Here is a 17,499-nt window from a genome sequence, read left to right as displayed (position 1 = left end):
CGAAGGGGCGAAGCCGCCCCGCCGCTTATTTCGCGCTGAGATCGAGCGCGACGTCGACGATCATATCCTCCTGACCGCCGACCATCTTGCGACGGCCCACTTCCGCAAGGATGCTGCGCGTGTCGAGGCCATAGTCCTGCGCCGCCTTTTCCGCATGGCGCAGGAAGCTGGAATAGACGCCCGCATAACCCAGGGTCAGCGTTTCGCGGTCCACGCGCACCGGCCGGTCCTGCAGGGGGCGGACCAGTTCTTCGGCGGCGTCCATCAACGCATAGAGATCGCAGCCATGGTTCCAGCCATAGCGGTCCGCTGCGGCAATGAACACCTCCAGCGGCGCATTGCCGGCGCCGGCTCCCATGCCGGCCAGGCTGGCGTCGACGCGGACCGCGCCGTTCTGCACGGCGACGATGGAATTGGCGACGCCCAGCGAAAGATTGTGGTGGGCGTGCACGCCACGCTGCGTCTCGGGCTTCAGCACGCGATCATAGGCCTGAAGCCGCGCCGCATATTGCTCCATGTTGAGCGCGCCGCCGCTGTCGGTGACATAGACGCAGTGCGCGCCATAATCTTCCATCAGCTTGGCCTGCTGCGCCAGCGCATCCGGATCGGTCATGTGGCTCATCATCAGGAAGCCGGACACGTCCATGCCCAGGTTGCGCGCCGCCTCGATATGCTGCTTCGAAACATCCGCCTCCGTGCAATGGGTGGCGATGCGCACCGACCGCACGCCCAGATCATAGGCATGCTTCAGATCGTGCACCGTGCCGATGCCGGGCAGCAGCAGCGTCGTCAGGACGCTATGTTCCAGCACGTCCGCCACGGCGGCGATCCAGTCATGGTCCGTATGTGCGCCGAAACCATAGTTGAAGGACGACCCGCTAAGGCCGTCGCCATGGGCGACCTCGATGGCGTCGACCTTGGCGTCGTCCAGCGCCCGGGCGATCTTCTGCACATGGTCGATGCTATATTGGTGACGGACGGCATGCATGCCGTCGCGCAGCGTGACGTCCTGGATGTAGAGCTTGGTCTGGGTCGGATCGAAGGTCATGCGACGGCTCCTTCATGCATGCGGACGGCGATCTTTTCGGCGGTGCGCAACGCGGCCGAGGTCATGATGTCGAGATTGCCGGCATAGGCGGGCAGGTAATGGGCGGCTCCCTCGACCTCCAGGAAGACGCTGACCTTGAGGCCCGTGAATTCCCCGTCCATCTCCGGAATGCGCAGGGGACGGTTCGATCCGATATGTTCGAACTGCACCGCCTGCTTCAGCCGGTATCCCGGCACATAGGTCTGCACTTCGGCCACCATGCGGTCGATGCTGGCGCGGATCTCGTCCTGGCTGGCGTCGTCGCACAGGCAATAGACGGTGTCGCGCATGATCAGCGGCGGCTCGGCGGGGTTGAGGATGATGATGGCCTTGCCGCGGCTCGCCCCGCCGACGTCGACGATCGCCTGGCTGGTGGTCTCAGTGAATTCGTCGATATTGGCGCGCGTGCCGGGGCCTGCGCTCTTGGAGGCGATGGAGGCGACGATCTCGCCATAATGCACCTTCGCGACGCGGTTGACGGCATGGACGATGGGGATGGTCGCCTGGCCGCCGCAGGTCACCATGTTGACGTTCGACGCGTCCAGGTTGGTTTCGCCGTTGACGGGCGGAATGGTGTAGGGGCCGATGGCCGCGGGCGTCAGGTCGACCACCCTCTTGCCATGCGCCTGGAGCAGTTCATTGTGCCGCTTGTGCGCGCCTGCCGACGTCGCGTCGAACACGATGGCGATGTCCTTGAAACCCTCCAGCGCGATCAGGCCGTCAATGCCCTCCGCCGTGATGGGCACGCCCATGCGGGCGGCGCGCTTCAGCCCGTCCGATTCCGGATCGATGCCGACGAAGGCACCCATTTCCAGCGTCTCCGAAAGACGCATGATCTTTATCATCAGGTCGGTGCCGATATTTCCCGATCCGATGATCGCAACCTTGGTTTTGGCCATATCCTTCAAGCCTTTTCGTAAAGGAAACGCATGTCGCCGGCGCCGGGTACGGCCCGCCTCACAGCGCATGAGAATAAGGGAGCTTTGTACTTGACGCCACCGGGCCAAGCTGTGATCTTCTCACATCATGAGAAACAGGACGCCGCAAATCAGTTCGCTCAAGCGGACCCTGGCCATGCTGGAGGAGGTTGTGGCCGATGGCGGGCAGAACAGCGTTTCCGCGCTGGCGCGGTCCATCGACATGCCCGTGGCGACGGCCCACCGGCAGGTGACGACGCTGGTCGAGGAAGGGTATCTGACGCCGGTCGGGCGCGGACGGCATGTCGCGGGCGCGCGGCTGCTGCGGCTCTTGCAGCGGCTCGACGAAAAGCAGTTGATCGTCAACGTCGCCGCGCCCGCCATGCACCGGCTGGCCGTGAAAGCGCGGACGATCGTGCAGCTGGGGACGCTGGAAAATGACATGGTCACCTATCGCCTGAAAATCGGCCAGGGGGCGGCAGGACTGTTCACGCGGGTGGGAATGCAGTTGGAGGCCTATTGCTCCGGCATGGGCAAGGTGCTGCTCGCCCATCTTCCCCGCGGCGAGCGGGACGCCTATCTCGCCAACGGCCCCTTCGTCGCCCTTACCCCGCGCACCATCGTCGATGCCGGCGCCCTGGCATGCGAGCTCGATCTGGTGGCGCGGCAGGGATATGCGATCGACGATGGAGAAATTGCCGAAGACCTGACCTGCGCGGCTGTTCCGGTCCGAAGGCCGGACGGCATGGTGCCCGCCGCCATATCCATATCGCAGTCGATGAGCGCGAGGAAGATCGGGCATGACGAGGTGATCGAACTGCTGCACGCCACAGCGCGGGAGATCGAGCAGGTGGCGTTCAACGCAGCGGAATGAGGCGCCACCGACGACCTGCGCCCGCGTTCGACGCAGTGCGTCCTAGCCCTTGTCGATGATCTCGCGTACCCGTTCCGCCAGGCTGCGGAAGGTGAAGGGCTTGGCCAGCAGTTCGACGCCGCTGTCCAGCCGTCCGTCGCGCATGATCGCATCCCTGGGATAACCCGATGTGTAGAGGATGCGCAGCCTGGGCTGCCGGGCGCGGGCCGCGGCGGCGAGTTCGCTGCCCGACATGCGGGGCATGACGACGTCCGTGATTAGCAGCTTGATCGGCTGGTCCTGCTTGTCCAGCAGGGCAAGGGCGGAGGCACCGTCATGCGCCTCTACCACCCGATAACCCAGCTCGCGCAGCGTTCCCACCGTATAGGCGCGAACATCGTCGTCATCTTCGACAACCAGGATCGTTTCCGACGCGCTGCCGAAGGGTTCGCGCTCGTCCATCGCATCGGCGGGCGGTTCCGCGCTCTGGACGCTGCGCATCAGCAGCAGCGTCACGGTCGTGCCTTCCCCCAATGCCGAGTCGATCAGCACGCTGCCGCCGGATTGCTTGGCGAAGCCATAGACCATGGACAGGCCAAGGCCCGTGCCCTTCCCGACCTCCTTGGTGGTGAAGAAGGGATCGAACACCTTGGTCAGGGTGTCCGCGTCCATGCCGGTACCGTTGTCGCTTACCGTGATCGCCACATAATCGCCGGGACTGACATGGCTTTCGTCGCTCTGGTGCGCGGCGACCTGCCGATTGCCCGCGGCGATGGTCAGCGATCCGCCCTGCGGCATGGCGTCGCGGGCGTTCACGGCCAGGTTGAGGATCGCATTTTCAAGCTGGTGCGGATCGGCCTCTATGGTCCAGACGTCGTCCGGCGCCTCGATGGCGATGGCGACCGCTTCGGTGATGGTGCGGGTGAGCAGGTCCGACATGCCGGCCAGCAGGCGGGGCACCTCCACGGCACGGGGGTCGAGCGGCTGCCGGCGGGAGAAGGCAAGCAGGCGCTGGGTCAGCGCCGCTGCCCTTTCCGCACCGCGCATGGCATTGTCCAGCGCGCGGCCCACCCTGGGATCGGCCGAATTGTCGAGCCGCCGCAGCGCCATGTCGACGCTGCCGGTGATGATGGTCAGCAGATTGTTGAAATCATGCGCGATGCCGCCGGTAAGCTGGCCGACGGCCTCCATCTTCTGCGCCTGGCGGAGCGCATCCTCCGCCCGCAGGCGTTCGTCTATCTCCTGCGCGACGCGCTGCTCCAGCGTGTCGTTCAATTCGCGCAGCCGCGTTTCCTGAAGCTTCGCATCGGTCACGTCATAGATGACGCCCAGCAGCCGGTAACCGCTACCCTCGCTGTCGCGCATCGCCTCGCCACGGCGGGCGATCCAGCGGTCTGCGCCATCGTCGCTGCGGCGGATGCGGAACACGCTGTCGATGCTGGCAGGTTCCGCACCGTCTTCGGGTATCAACGGCTCCTCGTCCTCGCACACGACCGCGTTGATCGTCCTGACCGGCAGCCGGTCGGCGGGGTGAAGGCCGAGCAGCCGGCAGAATTCGCTGGAGACCGACACTGTCGCAAAGCCGTCCCGATATTCGAACGTGCCGATCCCGCCGGCGCTCTGCGCGATGCGGAGCCGCTCCTCCGTGCGCTTGCGGTCGGTCACATCGACCAGCAGCCCGGTGAAACGTACCGGCTCGTCCTGATCGTCAAGCTGGCTCCGGCCCCGGCCGTGCATCCATAATATCGCACCGTCCGGAGCGATGATGCGGAATTCCTTGGAGAAGAATTCGGAGCCCGCCAGCATGCCAGCGACCGCGATGCGGATGCGGGCGCGATCCTCCGGATGGATGGCGCGGAAGAAGGCGGCGGTCGGCAATGGCTGGTCGGCGGCATCGGCGCCCAATCCGTACAGCTCGGCAAAACGGGCATCGACGGTCAGCCGGTCCCGGACGATGTCCCAGTCCCAGGCGCCGCTGGCCCCCGCCGCCGCGAGCACGGCGCGCAATTGATCCGCGTTTCCGATGATCGCTTCGTCAGCCATCCTCGCCCACGATGCGCGAGATGAACTCGTCGAGCAACTGCTTGAGCGTCGCGAGCGAAGGAATGTCCATCAGCATCGCGATATAGCCGCGAATGTCGCGCTGGCGCACCGCAAAGTCGATGTAGAGAAAGAGGACCAGCCCTTCCGACCCTGTCGTTTCGTCGATTTCGAACAGGGTCGCGCCATTGCCCCGCAGCACTTCGGGGATGGTCATGGACAGCGACCGCTTGAGCATGTTGGCCATGGTCGCAAGGCAGCTGTTGAGGATGATGTTGCCCGTCTCGGCCAGCGCCTCCTGCTCCATCTCGACCGCTTCCTCGGCCGAAAGGGCGCCGCCCGTCACCGCCCGAACCAGCTCCAGGCTGTTCGTTTCGGGGAAGATCAGCAAGGCCCGCCCGCAAAAGGGGCCCGAAAAATCCTGCCGCACCGCGATCAGGTCGACCACTTCGCGCTCGCTGATCAGGCGGGCGGCGCGGCGCTGGCTCACGACTTCCACCGAAGGGACGGACAGGACGACCTGGTCCCCGATCATCTTCCTCAAGGAAGAGGCGGCGCGGCTCACGCCGATATTCACGATCTCGGTCAGGGCGTCCTGTTCGAGTTCGCTCAGCGCGACGTGGCCCGTTATCATTCCTGGCTGGACCTCAGCTTGAGCGCAGCGCCGGTCAGGAAGCCGGCAAGGCCCTCGCTGGTGACGGGCTTGGCGATGAAGGCGGCGCCGATCGCCCGCGCCTGCGCGATGATCTCGTCCTGGATGTTGGCGGTGATGATCGCGATCGGCATGTCCGGCCTCAAAGCGCGTATCTCACCTGCAAGTTCCAGCCCATCCTGTTCGGTCATGTTGAAATCGATGAGAGCGACTTCGATCCGCTCCTTGCCCAGCAGTTCCAGCGCCTGCGCCCCGCTGCCGGCCTCGATTTTCTGCCAGTCGGGCTGAAGTTCCGCCAATGCCTTTCCCGCGACGATCCGCGCGAGTTTGCTGTCGTCCACGATCAACACGGTAACGGGCATTCATGACTCCACTCAATCTCGACCCGGTCGGGCCTTCAGCTTCTTCTATAGAAAGGAACCGCAACCGCAGATATGAAATTGTTACACCTCGATCCGCATTGGCGATGCAAAGGCGATTTCCCGCAGGAACGGGCTTTCGGGCCGGCCGATGACGGGCCGGCCGGCGGCGAGGACCAACTGCACCACGGCAAGATGCGCCCGCGCCAGCCCGGCGATGTCGATCCTGTGATGGGGATGCTCCAGCAGCGCGGCCAGCAGCGGTTCGGCGTCTTCCACCGTCGCAGCGCCAGAGAGGATGATCCGGTCCTCCTCCACGACCACGCTCATGCCACCAGCTCCGGCAGGTCCAGCACCAGCAGCACGCTGCCGTCGGACATCATCGCCGTACCCGCCACGGCGGGCATGGCGGCCAGCAATCCCGTGCTTTCGCGCACGACGGCGTCGAACCGCTCCCCAAAGGCAGCCACGCGCAGCGCGGTGCGGCAGGGTCCGGCATCGGTCACCACCAGCCGGGCAAGCGCGCCGCTCGTGGGTTCCAGCCCCAGCAGCGCCGCCAGGTCCAGAACGGGCACGGTCCTGTCCCGCAATATGCAGGCATGCGCCTGACCGACCGGCTGGACCGCGCTGGCGTCGACCCGCGCGGTTTCAACGATCTGGTCCAGCCTGACGCCGAGCTGACGGTTCCCCGCCGCGACGACCAGAAGCGGAGTCGTGATCGCATTGGCCGGCAGGCGCAGGGTGATGCGCGTGCCCCGGCCGACATCGCTCTGGATCGTGATGGTCCCCGCCAGCCGTTCGACCGCCGCCCGCACGGCGTCCATGCCGACGCCCCGGCCCGACAGCATAGTGGCGCTTTCGGCGGTGGAAAAACCGGGGAGGAAGACGATATGCAAGGCTTCCGCGTCGCTGAGCGCGGCCGCCGCCTCGCCGCTCATCAGGCCCTTGGCGACGGCTGCCGCCCGCATCGCCTGCGGATCGATCCCGCGCCCGTCATCGGTCAGGACGATGGAGATATGGCCGCCATCCTGCCGGACGGCAAGCCCGATCCGCCCTTCGGCGGGTTTCCCGCTGGCCACCCTCTGCCCGGCCGGCTCCAGCCCGTGGTCGACGGCGTTGCGGACCAGATGGAGCAGGGGTTCGAACAACTGGTCGGCCAGTTGCTTGTCGACCTGCGCCGTCTCCCCCTCGATGGTGAAGCGGATCGCCTTGTCCACCATGGCCGCGGCCTCCCGCGCCAGTCGCGGCAGGCGGCGCAGCACGGGTTCGAGCGACACCAGCCTCACCTGCGCGACCGAGCGCTGGAGCTGTCCGGCGACGCGGGCGATCTCGTCCTCCGCGGCACGGAGTTCGGCGGCGAGCAGCGGATCGATGGCGCGCAGGCGGGCCGCTATCGGTTGCAGCGCGCGGATCGCGACGGCAAGTTCGCCGCTCTGGTCGGCCAGCCGGTCGAGCCGGGCCGCCTCGACCCTGAGCGTGGCCGCAAGTTCGGTGGCATAGGGGGCAGAATCGCTTGCCGCTGGCGACGGATTGAACGGCGCGACCGCAATCTGATCGGGCGCCAGCCGGAACGCGGCGCGCACCTGCGCTTCGTCGGCGGCGCTCAACCCCTCTATGGCGGCCATGCAGCGGAACGGCTCGCAGGCGGCGAGGTCCGGCCAGGCATCGCCGGCGGGCAATATGGCGATGCCCAGCAATTGCGGCACATTCTCGACCATGGACAGCGGGTCCTCGCCCCGGAAGAAGCAGTCGGGATCGGGGGTATAGCGGAAGGCCGTTCTGGCTCGGCCGGGGTCGACCATGGCCAGTTCGGCGCGGCTGCGCAGGGCGGCGATCCACTCCTGATCAGCCGCGACCCGGGGTGAGACAGGCAGGGGAAGGTCAGCTTCACCGGTTTCCCCGTCCCCTGCGATCAGGGCGATCAGGCGGTCCGAAAGGCCGGTGGCGTCGGCGTCCAGCGAAGCGGCGCCCTCCATGGCGTCGATCCAGCGGTCGGTCTGGTCGATCGCCTGCATCAACAGGTCGAGCATGGCTTCGTCCAGCGCCCCGTCGCCTTTCCTCGCGCCTTCGAGTCGGGCCTCTGCGACGTGGAGCAGCCGTTCCGCCGGCGCCATGTCGAACAGGGCGACCGACCCCTTGAGCGTATGGGTGGCGCGGAACAGCCGGTCGAGCGCCGGGCGATCCCGTGCGTCGCGGCCAAGCGCCACCAGGGCGGCATGCGCATCCGCCACCAGATCGCGTCCTTCGAGCAGGAACTGTTGAAGCAGCTCGTCCATCAGCACCGACGATAGACGATTGCCTGGCGCAAGCGAACCAGATCGAAGCGCTCGTCGATCCGGGCCATGGATTCGCTATGGCCGAGCAGGAGATAGCCGCCGGGAAGAAGCGCCTCGTGCAGATGCCGGGCGGCGGCGATGCGCGATTCGTCGTCGAAATAAATGAGCAGGTTGCGGCAAAGCACGATGTCGAAGCGGCCCTGGCTCGCCACCGAAGCCGCGTCGTTCAGGTTCGCCTGGGTGAAGAGCACGGATTCGCGCAGGTCCTGGACGATCCGTCGGCGGTGCTGATGCTCGCGCTCGAAATAGGCCGCGAGCATGTCCGCCGGCAGCCGGGCGAGCGCGCGTGCCCCATATTGGCCGTCCCGCGCGGCATCGAGCGCGTGGGTGTCGATGTCCGACCCGACGATCTCGACATGATAGGCGTCGACCAGCGGCCATCGCTCCAGCAGCCAGAGCGCGATCGAATAGGCTTCCTCCCCGGTCGAGCAGGGAAGGGACCAGATGCGGATCAGGTCGCCGGGCCGCTTTTCCGCGGCGATCCTGGGCAGGATCTCGTCCGCCAGCGCGGTGAGCTGATGCTCCTCCCGGAAGAAATAGGTCTCGTTGATGGTGACGGCGTTGATCAGCATCTGCCGCTCGTGCGCATCGCGCTCCAGCAGCAGGAGGTAGCGGGCGATGTCGGTTGTCGCGGTCCGGTCCATGCGGTGCGCGACCCGGCGTTCGAGATAGAAGCGCTTCTTCTCGTCGAACTTCATGCCGGTCAGGCGGTAGAGCAGCGCCGTCAGCCGCGTCAGCGACGATCCCGCAAGCAGCGTTTCGGGCGCCTGCGTCATCCCTGCGCCCAGGCGAGGAGCTGCGCCGCCAGTTCTTCCAGCGGCAGGACCAGATCGGCGCCGCCCGCCGCGACGAGCGCGCCGGGCATGCCCCAGACGACCGAGCTTGCCTCGTCCTGCGCCAGCACATGGCCGCCGTCGCGGTGGAGGGCGGCCATCGCCTCCGCCCCGTCATGCCCCATGCCTGTCATCAGCACGGCGACCAGCGCCCGTGGCGGGAACAGCGCGCGCGCGCTTTCGACCAGCCGGTCCGCGCTGGGATGCCATAGCCGATCCGCCCGCATCGGGGCGGCCAGTATCTGGGGCACGCCATCCCGGCGGGAGAAGATCAGGTCCGCGTCTCCCCGCCCGATATAGGCGGTGCCGGGGCGAAGGGGGCGGGGCTGCCGCACCTCCTCCACCGCGATGGCGCATCCCCGGTCGAGGCGGCGGGCCAGCGGCCCGGTGAAGCTGGACGGCATGTGCTGGGCGATGACGATGGGCCAGGGGAAGTCGGCAGGCAGCGGACCGAGCAGCGCGTCCAGCGCCGACGGCCCACCGGTGGAGACGCCCACCAGCACCGCCTCTATCCCTGAAAGCGCCTCGGCTTTCCCGTGCGAAGGAAGGCGGGCGGGCCGCCTGCGGGGGGGAATGGCTGTCGCGGCCTGTCTGGGCATGGACGGGCGGACGGGAGCAGCGGAGCCGCCCGCAAGGCGCGTGGCGGCGACGCGCCGCCGGACCCGCTCGGTCAGCCGGGCGCTGCGCGGGATGCGGGCGCTGGCGGCCTCGCGGACCTTGGCGACAAGCGTGGCCGCGATTCCTTCGATCTCGATCGACAGCGGTCCCCGCGGCTTGGGAATGAAATCGACCGCGCCCAGCGCCAGCGCTTCCAGCGTCTCGTCCGCCCCGGCTTCGGTGAGGGAGGACAGCATGACGACCGGTGTCGGCCGCTCGACCATGATGCGGTCGAGGCAGGCGAGCCCGTCCATTCCGGGCATGTGAATGTCCAGCGTCACGACATCGGGCTGGAACGCGCTGAGCTGTGCCAGGGCTTCGTCGGCGTTGCGGGCCGTGCCTGTCTCGAAATCCCCGGCTTCGGCGAAGATTTCGGTCAGAAGCTGCCGCATCAATGGGCTGTCGTCGACGATCAGCAGTCGGATCATGGCGCTGGCGTCGGCTGGCGGCGGGCGATTTCGGCCATAAGGGCTTGCTCGGCTGAAGAAAGCAACGCTGCCGGCTGGACGACGAGCAGCGTTCTGCCGCCACCGTCCGAAGCGTGCAGCACCTCTCCGAAAATCCCATCGGCCAGCGCATCGGGAAGGGGTGCGGGAACGAGCATGCTGCGTTCGACGGCAAGGATGGTGCGCGCTTCGTCGACCAGAAAGCCGACGCGCCGGCCGTCGGTGCGCAGCACGATCAGCCGTCGCCGCGCTCCGCTGGCCGGGGAACCCGTCAGACGCATGACTTGATCGACCACCGCGAGCGGTTCGCCGCCAGCCGCCGCCAGGCCCGCCAGCCACGGCGGCGCACCGGGCAGCGTGGTCAGCCGCTCCGGCGGCCCCATCACCTTGTCGATGGCCCCGACCGGCAGGGCAAGGTCATGGGGACCGATGCGGACGAGCAGCAGGGACATCCGCTGGCTGGAGGGCGAGGATGCAGGTGCGGCTTTGTCGGTTCGCTGATCCTTCGTCACCGGCAGGCGCGCGGCGGGATCACGCAGCAGTTCGTCGACCGCCAGGATCGACACCAGCCGGCCGCCGCCCTCGGGACGGCAAATGGCGCTGATCCGCGCCTCGCCCTCCGTCCGCAACAGGGCGGTGGGCAGGCTGTCGATCCGCCCGGGCGACACGCGCAAAAGTCCTTCGACATGATCGACCAGCAGTCCCAGATTCTGCCCGCCGAGCGCCACCACGACGATGCGGCGGCGGGCACGGTCCGTCTCCACCCCGTCATCGCCGGAAAGGCCCAGCAGCGCCGCGAGCGACAGCACGCCCAGCGACCGGTCGCGCCAGCGGATCGTCCCCACCACGGCTGCATCCGCGCCGGGGAGCAGCGCCACGTCGCGGGGCATGCGCAGCACTTGCGCAACCTCCTCCAGGGGCAGGGCGAAGCTCTGATCGCCTATCGCCACGCGCAGCAGCGCCAGCCGGTCGTCCCGCATGGCGTGCCGGACAGGTCGTGCCATGGCCCCGCCTGCGCTGGCGCGTCGCGCACTCGCGCGCAGGGGAAAGGCCTGCGCGATCCATTGGTCGAGGGGGAAATCCTCGATCCTGCCCGCCTCGTCCCCGTCGGACCTTTCCACCGCATCGATGGCCAGGGCGATGGGATCGCTGCCCCCCAGCACCAGCAAATGGCGCGCCGCGCCCAGCGCTTCGCCGCCGGTCATCGCGGCCGGGGAAAGCACCGCGATCGTCTCTCCCCGCACATTGCCCAGCCCCAGCAGACCCGGCGGCGCCAGTGGAACCGGCGTCAGCCGCGGCAATCGGGCGAGTTCGCGCACGCGGCCCGCCGCCACGGCATAGCGCCTGTCACCGGCACGGAAGACGAGCCGGTCGCCCGCCGTCATGCGCCGGACTCTCCGCTGTTGAGCGAGGCGGCGAGAGAGGCGATGTCTTCAATGGCCGCAGCCAGCATTTCCGCGCTCTGCGCCTGCTGGTGAGCGGCAGCGCCCGCCTCCCGCGCAGCTTCGGCCGCCAGTTCGGCCGCCTTGGCGATCTGCTCGCAGCCGCTTCGCACCTCTCGCGCGGCGTGCTGTATCGCCTCCGCGCCATCGAGGATCACGCCATTGTCGGCGCGGGTCGCGTTCAGCTCCGCCGCCATGCCGGCGAAGCGGGCAAGCAGCGCTTCGTTGCGCGTCGTTTCCGTCTCCCCCGCCGCGGCGATCTGGTCGAGCGTGCGCTGCGCGATCTGAATGCCTTCCTGGATGGCGCGCACGACATCCTTGCCTTCTTCGGCATTGGCGGCCAGGCTGCGCGCCAGTTTCCGAATGTCGGCCGTGACGGTCGTGAAGCCTTCGCCCGCTTCGCCGGACCGGGTCGCCTCCACCGCGCCGCTCACCCCCAGCATGTTGGTCTGGAGCGCGCCGAGCGCCAGCGTGTCGGCCACCTTCTCCGCCCGCCGCGCCGTTTCGTTCAGCCTGCCGAGCAGGTCCAGCACGGCGCGCGTGTCTTCGACGGCGGCGCCCACGCCGTCGATCAGGCCGGTCAGTTTCGCGCTTCCTTCCCCGACCGTCGCGACCAGCCCGTCCAGGCTTTCGACCGCGCCGGCCGCCCTGTCCTTTGCAATGGTGGCGCTGGTTTCGATCTGCCCCATGGCCGCGCTGGCCTGCAATGTGGCGGCGCTTTGAAGCTGTGCGCCGCGCGCAATCTGCTCGATGGCGATCTGGATCTGGCTGGATGCGCCCGACAGCTCCTGCACCGTGGCGGATAATTGTTCGGCGGCCACGGCGATCTGCTCGACCTCCTGCGAACCGGCCCGTTCCGTCCCCAGCGCGCCGCTCAGCGCCGCCAGCGCTTCCGCCGTCTGCTGGCTCTGCTCCAGCGAGGCGGCCTGCTGCTCTATCGCCTGCTGCGCCTCGGCCGCGGCGGCGGACTGTTCCTCCGCGGCGCTAGCGACCTGCTCGGCCCCGCGTTCCGATTCCGTGGCGGCCACCTCAGCCTGGACGGCGGCGGCGGCGATCTCCTGCGCGCCGTCCAGAACGGTGGCGAGGGTGTCCCGCGCTTCTTCCAGGGCTGTGCTGACATGGCTGCCGCTCCGCGCCTCCCCGCTGGCGCGTTCGCTGGCCGCGCGGACCCGCGCCGCAATCGCGCGGACCTCCGCGACGATGCCCGTCGCAATCGCGCGGATGTCGGTCGCGCTGGCCTCCGACGCTTCGGCCAGTTCGCGAACCTCGTCGGCAACGATGCCGAAGCCCCTGCCGCTGTCCCCGGCGCGGGTCGCCTCGATCGATGCGTTCAGCGCCAGCATGCCGGTCTGTTCGGCCAGGTCGCCCATGGCGTCGCCCACCGCGCCGATGCGGGCGGCGGCCAGTTCCAACTGCTCTATCACCGTGACCGAGCCAAGCTGGCGGCGGGCGTTCAACTCTATCGCCGCGACGGAAGCATCGATCTGTTCGGAGATTTCCTTGAACGACGCCTCCAGCCTTTCGGTCTGGCTGCGCGATGCGGCGGCGCGGATGCTCGCTTCCCGAAAATTGGCGCGCAGATGGCCGACGAGGCCGAGCGACTCCTGCGCGGCGCTGGCCGCCTCCTCCGCGCCGCTCGCCATCTGCTCGACATTGCGCTGGAGTTCGGCCGCGGCGGACGCCGATTCCCCCAGCCCGCTGGCGAGTTCCTGCGTCGCCTGGTCGAGCCGCTCGACCGCGGTCAGGGGCTTGCGCCTGCGTCCCGGCCGTGCAGGGAGCCGTTTGGGCGGGCTGGACCCGATGGGTGCCACGGACTTGTCCATTGCCGGCCTGTCGTCAGGAGAGGATGCGACCGATCTGCCACGGCCAGCCTTGCCGAGCGCAGCCTTTTTCACCAGGGCCATGGGTAACTCTCTTCCTCGCTTCGATTTCCTACCCGCATAAGCGAGGCGGAAGGCGCACGCCATATCTCCGTGAAAAATGGCAGGGGTGGACTGGCGGAACCGCCGCTTCGCGCAGCCCGCTCAGGATTCCTCGCTCAGCGCGGCGGGCACGTCATAGCCCCACTCCGCATATTTGCGGGCGACGACCGATGTCATCAGCGCGAGTTCGGGGGAGCGGTCGCCGGGACGATGGCTCAAGATGATGGGGGACGTGGCGGGTTCGGCCAGTTCGCGAAAGGCGACGTCGTGGCTGCGCGCCCGCCGGACCGATTCGGGAACGATCGCCATGCCTTCCTCCGCCGCGACGAGGCCGATGGCGATCTGAAGCTCGCGCGCTTCATGGACGATGCGCGGCTCAATCGCCTGGTCGCGGAACAGGGAAATCACTTGATCGGCATAGCTGGGGCGCGGCGCGCGGGGATAGACGATCTGCGGTTCGTCCGCCAGTTCGCGCAGCGAAATCGGCCCTTCGCCGCTTGCCAGGGGATGGTCGATCGGAAAGGCGGCGACCAGCTTTTCATCGCGCAGGATGATGCGGCGCACGCCCGGATCCTCGAACCGGATGCGGCCGAACCCGACATCGATCCGCCCTTCCTTCAGCGCGGCGATCTGGTCCAGCGTGGTGCTTTCCACCATGACCAGTTCGACATTGTCGGCGACCTTGCGGAACGCGCGGATCAATTCGGGCAGCCGCGCATAGATGGTCGAGGCGACGAAGCCGATCACCAGCCGCCGCCGCCGGCTGGTCGCCGCCGCCTTCACCATCGCCTCCACATCTTCCATGCGGCTCAGCACCTGCACCGCCTGCGCATGCAGCAGGCGCCCCACGCCGGTCAGCCGCAGCGGACGGCTGGCGCGGTCCAGCAGGGGCGCGCCGACATGCGCCTCCAGCTGCTGGATCGCGCGCGACAGCGGCGGCTGCGCAATGTGCAGCCGTTCCGCCGCGCGGTTGAAATTGCCCTCGTCCGCCACGGCCACGAAGTAGCGCAGAAGGCGCATGTCCAACATGATGATACCTCCGGAGTATGACTTTCCGGCCGCGTCGATCCTTGAACCGCCGACGGCCGGGCAGACGGCCTTGCCTGAAACCGTAAGCTTTCAGGAGATTCGCCGCAATGTCCGCATCGGGACCGGGATGATACTTTCGTCGTCGATCGGCCGCGCCGAAGGCATGCGGCCCGGTGCCGGCCCCATCTGGGCAGAGGGGCGGTTTTGCGTGAAGTCGTGGCTCCGGCGCGCCAGTCGGCGCCGCCCGGCGCATCTCTCGCGCGGCTCCATGCGTTCAGGGCGGAAGAAGGAGACGGACATGGCAGAGCTGAGCGCAATCAAGGAACATATGGACATCATCGGCGCCGACGGCGTGCACATCGGCACGGTCGACAAGGTGGAAGGCGACCGGATCAAGATGGTCAAGGCCGACAGCGGATCGCACGGGGACCATCATCATTTCATTGCCGGCGGGCTGGTCGCCGCGGTGGAAGGGAATCAGGTCCGGCTTTCGGCCTCGGGTTCCGCAGCGGTTCTCCTGGAGGAGGAGGAAGGCGGCGAAGCGATCATGGACGACGGCAACTGGCCGGGCCATAGAACGGAGTATCGTCATGGCTGCGGATGCGCAAAGCGATCATAGGGCCGAGGTCGGGAACATGACCGATGAGGAACTGATCGACAGCTGGGAAACGGCCTCGGACAAGGAGACGGAGAATCTGTCCCCCTTCCTTCAGGCCGTGGTCGAGGAAATGGATCGGCGCAAGATCGCCTTCTCCGTCGATCCGGGAGGCGCATGATGTCGAGCACCCTCAAGAAAGGCGATCCCGTGACGTGGAAAAGCCATGGCGGACAAGCCCATGGCAAGGTGGTGAAGAAGGTCACCGAAACCACGCGGATCAAGGGCCACAAGGTGGCCGCCACGCCGGGCAATCCCGAATTCATAGTGGAAACGGACGAGGGCAAGCGGGCTGCGCACAAGCCCGATGCCCTCAGGAAGCGGTAAGCGCCTCGCGGTCGCCTCAATAACCGACCGCATAGCCGATGCGGCGGGGGTCCGCCCCGCCCATGCGCGCGCCCGATGGATCGACTGCTATGCCCTGGACGCTGCCGATCGCATAGGGGCCGACCTTCTCGATCCGGTGGCCCATGGCGGTCAGCCCTTGCAGCACCGGATCGGCAAAGCGGCCCTCCGCCTGCACGGTGATCGCGGCGCCGGGTCTGTAGAAATTCGGATCGGCATCGAGCGCGAAGCGCGGCGCCTCTATGGCTGCCTGGATCGGCATGCCGCGATCGACCATGTTCACCAGGAACTGGAATTGTGTCTGGCCGATCGTTTCGCCGCCGGGCGATCCGAACACCAGGTGCAGCCGGCCCTTGTCCAGAACGATGGTGGGGCCGTTGCCCAAAAGCGCGATCCTGCCGGGCGCGACCTTGTTCGGGTGCCCGTCATAGGGTGCGGTGGACCCCAGCCTCAACCCGTTGTTGAAGAGGATGCCCGTATCGCCCATCACCAGAAAAGTGCCGAAGCCGCCGCCAATGGTGGTCGTGACGGCGATGGCGTTGCCGTCCGCGTCGACGGCGGACAGGCTGGTCGTGTCGCCCCCTCGCGTGCGGTCGTCGCCCCGCGCCGCGAAGCGCGGCCGCGCCTGTTCCAGCGCCGCCCGGTCGAAGGCGGCGGCATCGCCCCCCTCCGGATAGATGCCCGCCCTGGCCGGATCGATCAGGCTGCGCCGTTCCGCCGCGAAACGCTTGGAGAGCAGGCCCTCGACCGGCGTCTGGGCGAAGCGGGGATCGGCCGCGTAGCGATAGACGTCCGCCTTGGCGACCTTGATTGCCTCGATCAGCAGATGAGTGAGTTGCGGCCCCTCGGCGGGCAGGGCGGCCAGGTCGAAACCCTCCACCAGATTGAGCTGCTCGCACAGTTCCAGCCCGGTGCGGGAGGTCAGCGGACTGCTATAGACGTCCAGCCCGCGATAATGGGTGCTGACCGGATCGCTCCAGCGCGGCTGATAGGCCTTGAGATCGTCGAGTCGCAGCCAGCCGCCGGTTTCGGTCGAAAAGCGCGCAAATTCCTGCGCGATGGGGCCTGAGTAGAAATAGTCATAGGCGGCTTGCAGGGCACGATCCCGGTCCGCGCCGCCCTTCAGCGCCTTCGTCTCGGCATCGGCCAGCGCTTGCAGCGTGCGGGCGAGATTGGGATTGCGGAAGATCGAGCGGGCCGCAGGCGGCTGTCCATCCGGCAGGAACAGGGCGGCGCTGGTCGGATAGAGGCTCAGCGTCTTTTGCGCACGGCCGATGAACAGGGCGATGGACGGGTCGAGCGGGTGGCCGTCGCGGGCATAGCCGATCGCCGGCTCCAGCAATGTGGCGAGCGGCAACCTGCCGAATCGCCGGGCAAGCGCGATCCAGCCGCCAAAGGCTCCGGGCACCGTCAACGCCTTCGGGCCATGGTCCAGCGCCTTGGGATCGACCTGCGGGTCGAGCAGGCGCGGCGCGCCGCCGGTGAAGGCGAGCGAGTGGACCTTGCCCGCCTTGCGGTCGAGGCAGGTGGCGAAGCCGTTGCCGCCCGCGCTCGATGCCCAGGGTTCGACGACATTCATCACCGCCATGGCGGCCACCACCGCGTCGGCCGCGCTGCCGCCCTGCATCAGCATGCGGGTTCCAGCCATGGCGGCCAGCGGATGACCGGCGGTGACGCCGCCATGCGGCATCGGCACTTCGACACGGTGCGCTGCGACGCTCGTTCCGCCGGAGCGGGGCGCATCGGGGGCACGGGCGCCCGATTGCGCGCGGGCGGCGGATGGAAGGCCCGCGAGCGCCAGTCCCGCAAGCCCGGCGGCCAGCAATTCTCGACGGTCGAGCGCTTCCGGGCGCCGGGGCTTATCGGGAGCGGACATGGGTCAACCTTCGATCCTGGGGGCAAGGGAAAAGGGGATGCGGCGCCGGG

At 67.8% G+C, this 17,499-nt stretch carries 17 protein-coding genes; 4 read left to right on the top strand and 13 right to left on the bottom strand.

The annotated features are described in order from the left end of the window. Positions 1-25: 25 nt before the first annotated feature. Entirely contained in the window at positions 26-1,048 is a 1,023-nt protein-coding gene (gene dmpG, locus A8G00_RS23345) for a 4-hydroxy-2-oxovalerate aldolase (RefSeq protein WP_048576899.1), read from the bottom strand. Then, the gene (locus A8G00_RS23340; protein ID WP_061936050.1) at positions 1,045-1,986 is read right to left on the bottom strand and encodes an acetaldehyde dehydrogenase (acetylating); all 942 of its coding nucleotides are present in this window, start codon (positions 1,984-1,986) and stop codon (positions 1,045-1,047) included. Before A8G00_RS23340 ends, dmpG begins: the two co-directional genes overlap by 4 nt. A gap of 127 nt (positions 1,987-2,113) precedes the next feature. On the opposite strand from A8G00_RS23340, the gene A8G00_RS23335 reads away from it, so the two are divergent. Continuing rightward, the gene (locus A8G00_RS23335) at positions 2,114-2,878 is read left to right on the top strand and encodes an IclR family transcriptional regulator (protein ID WP_103001824.1); all 765 of its coding nucleotides are present in this window, start codon (positions 2,114-2,116) and stop codon (positions 2,876-2,878) included. A gap of 42 nt (positions 2,879-2,920) precedes the next feature. On the opposite strand, the gene A8G00_RS23330 is transcribed toward A8G00_RS23335, so the two are convergent. The 10 genes from A8G00_RS23330 to A8G00_RS23285 all read right to left on the bottom strand — a co-directional run bounded on the left by A8G00_RS23330 (position 2,921) and on the right by A8G00_RS23285 (position 14,570). After that, the gene (locus tag A8G00_RS23330) at positions 2,921-4,900 is read right to left on the bottom strand and encodes a hybrid sensor histidine kinase/response regulator (protein WP_103001823.1); all 1,980 of its coding nucleotides are present in this window, start codon (positions 4,898-4,900) and stop codon (positions 2,921-2,923) included. Continuing rightward, positions 4,893-5,531, bottom strand: coding sequence for a chemotaxis protein CheX (locus A8G00_RS23325; RefSeq protein ID WP_025549510.1), 639 nt, complete (start codon positions 5,529-5,531; stop codon positions 4,893-4,895). The genes A8G00_RS23330 and A8G00_RS23325 overlap by 8 nt, the downstream gene beginning before the upstream one ends. Further along, positions 5,528-5,911 (bottom strand): response regulator, encoded by a 384-nt coding sequence (locus tag A8G00_RS23320; RefSeq protein ID WP_025549511.1) that lies wholly within the window; start codon positions 5,909-5,911, stop codon positions 5,528-5,530. The genes A8G00_RS23325 and A8G00_RS23320 overlap by 4 nt, the downstream gene beginning before the upstream one ends. A gap of 81 nt (positions 5,912-5,992) precedes the next feature. Beyond that, entirely contained in the window at positions 5,993-6,238 is a 246-nt protein-coding gene (locus tag A8G00_RS23315) for a hypothetical protein (protein WP_103001822.1), read from the bottom strand. Continuing rightward, on the bottom strand, positions 6,235-8,184 hold the full coding sequence (locus tag A8G00_RS23310) for a chemotaxis protein CheA (RefSeq protein WP_103001821.1): 1,950 nt from the start codon (positions 8,182-8,184) through the stop codon (positions 6,235-6,237). The genes A8G00_RS23315 and A8G00_RS23310 overlap by 4 nt, the downstream gene beginning before the upstream one ends. Beyond that, complete coding sequence (locus tag A8G00_RS23305) at positions 8,184-9,020, bottom strand: protein-glutamate O-methyltransferase CheR (protein ID WP_103001820.1); 837 nt, start codon at positions 9,018-9,020, stop codon at positions 8,184-8,186. Before A8G00_RS23305 ends, A8G00_RS23310 begins: the two co-directional genes overlap by 1 nt. Next, a complete protein-coding gene (cheB, locus tag A8G00_RS23300) occupies positions 9,017-10,162 on the bottom strand; it encodes a chemotaxis-specific protein-glutamate methyltransferase CheB (RefSeq protein ID WP_103001819.1) in 1,146 nt (381 codons plus the stop codon). The genes A8G00_RS23305 and cheB overlap by 4 nt, the downstream gene beginning before the upstream one ends. Next, complete coding sequence (locus tag A8G00_RS23295) at positions 10,159-11,565, bottom strand: chemotaxis protein CheW (RefSeq protein WP_103001818.1); 1,407 nt, start codon at positions 11,563-11,565, stop codon at positions 10,159-10,161. Before A8G00_RS23295 ends, cheB begins: the two co-directional genes overlap by 4 nt. Next, entirely contained in the window at positions 11,562-13,526 is a 1,965-nt protein-coding gene (locus tag A8G00_RS23290; RefSeq protein ID WP_103001817.1) for a methyl-accepting chemotaxis protein, read from the bottom strand. Before A8G00_RS23290 ends, A8G00_RS23295 begins: the two co-directional genes overlap by 4 nt. Before the next feature lie 120 nt (positions 13,527-13,646). After that, complete coding sequence (locus A8G00_RS23285; RefSeq protein WP_025547710.1) at positions 13,647-14,570, bottom strand: LysR family transcriptional regulator; 924 nt, start codon at positions 14,568-14,570, stop codon at positions 13,647-13,649. A 301-nt stretch (positions 14,571-14,871) separates the two neighbouring features. Between A8G00_RS23285 and A8G00_RS23280 the strand changes: the two genes are divergently transcribed. Genes A8G00_RS23280 through A8G00_RS23270 form a run of 3 tightly spaced genes read left to right on the top strand, consistent with a single transcriptional unit; the run spans position 14,872 to position 15,555 of the window. Continuing rightward, positions 14,872-15,192: a DUF2171 domain-containing protein gene (locus A8G00_RS23280; RefSeq protein WP_103001868.1), complete on the top strand. Its 321-nt coding sequence runs from the start codon at positions 14,872-14,874 to the stop codon at positions 15,190-15,192. A 16-nt stretch (positions 15,193-15,208) separates the two neighbouring features. After that, positions 15,209-15,349, top strand: coding sequence for a hypothetical protein (locus A8G00_RS23275; RefSeq protein WP_238320155.1), 141 nt, complete (start codon positions 15,209-15,211; stop codon positions 15,347-15,349). Next, positions 15,349-15,555, top strand: coding sequence for a DUF2945 domain-containing protein (locus A8G00_RS23270; protein ID WP_103001867.1), 207 nt, complete (start codon positions 15,349-15,351; stop codon positions 15,553-15,555). Before A8G00_RS23275 ends, A8G00_RS23270 begins: the two co-directional genes overlap by 1 nt. A gap of 16 nt (positions 15,556-15,571) precedes the next feature. Here the strand turns inward: A8G00_RS23270 and A8G00_RS23265 are convergent, their stop codons facing one another. Continuing rightward, positions 15,572-17,449, bottom strand: a complete 1,878-nt coding sequence (locus A8G00_RS23265; protein WP_103001816.1) for a gamma-glutamyltransferase family protein — start codon at positions 17,447-17,449, stop codon at positions 15,572-15,574. Positions 17,450-17,499 lie beyond the last annotated feature (50 nt).

The sequence above is a fragment of the Sphingobium sp. SA916 genome (genome assembly GCF_002894065.1).
Taxonomy (GTDB): domain Bacteria; phylum Pseudomonadota; class Alphaproteobacteria; order Sphingomonadales; family Sphingomonadaceae; genus Sphingobium; species Sphingobium fuliginis.
Note: the sequence above shows the minus strand (reverse complement) of the source record. Positions and strands in the feature narration are given on the sequence as shown.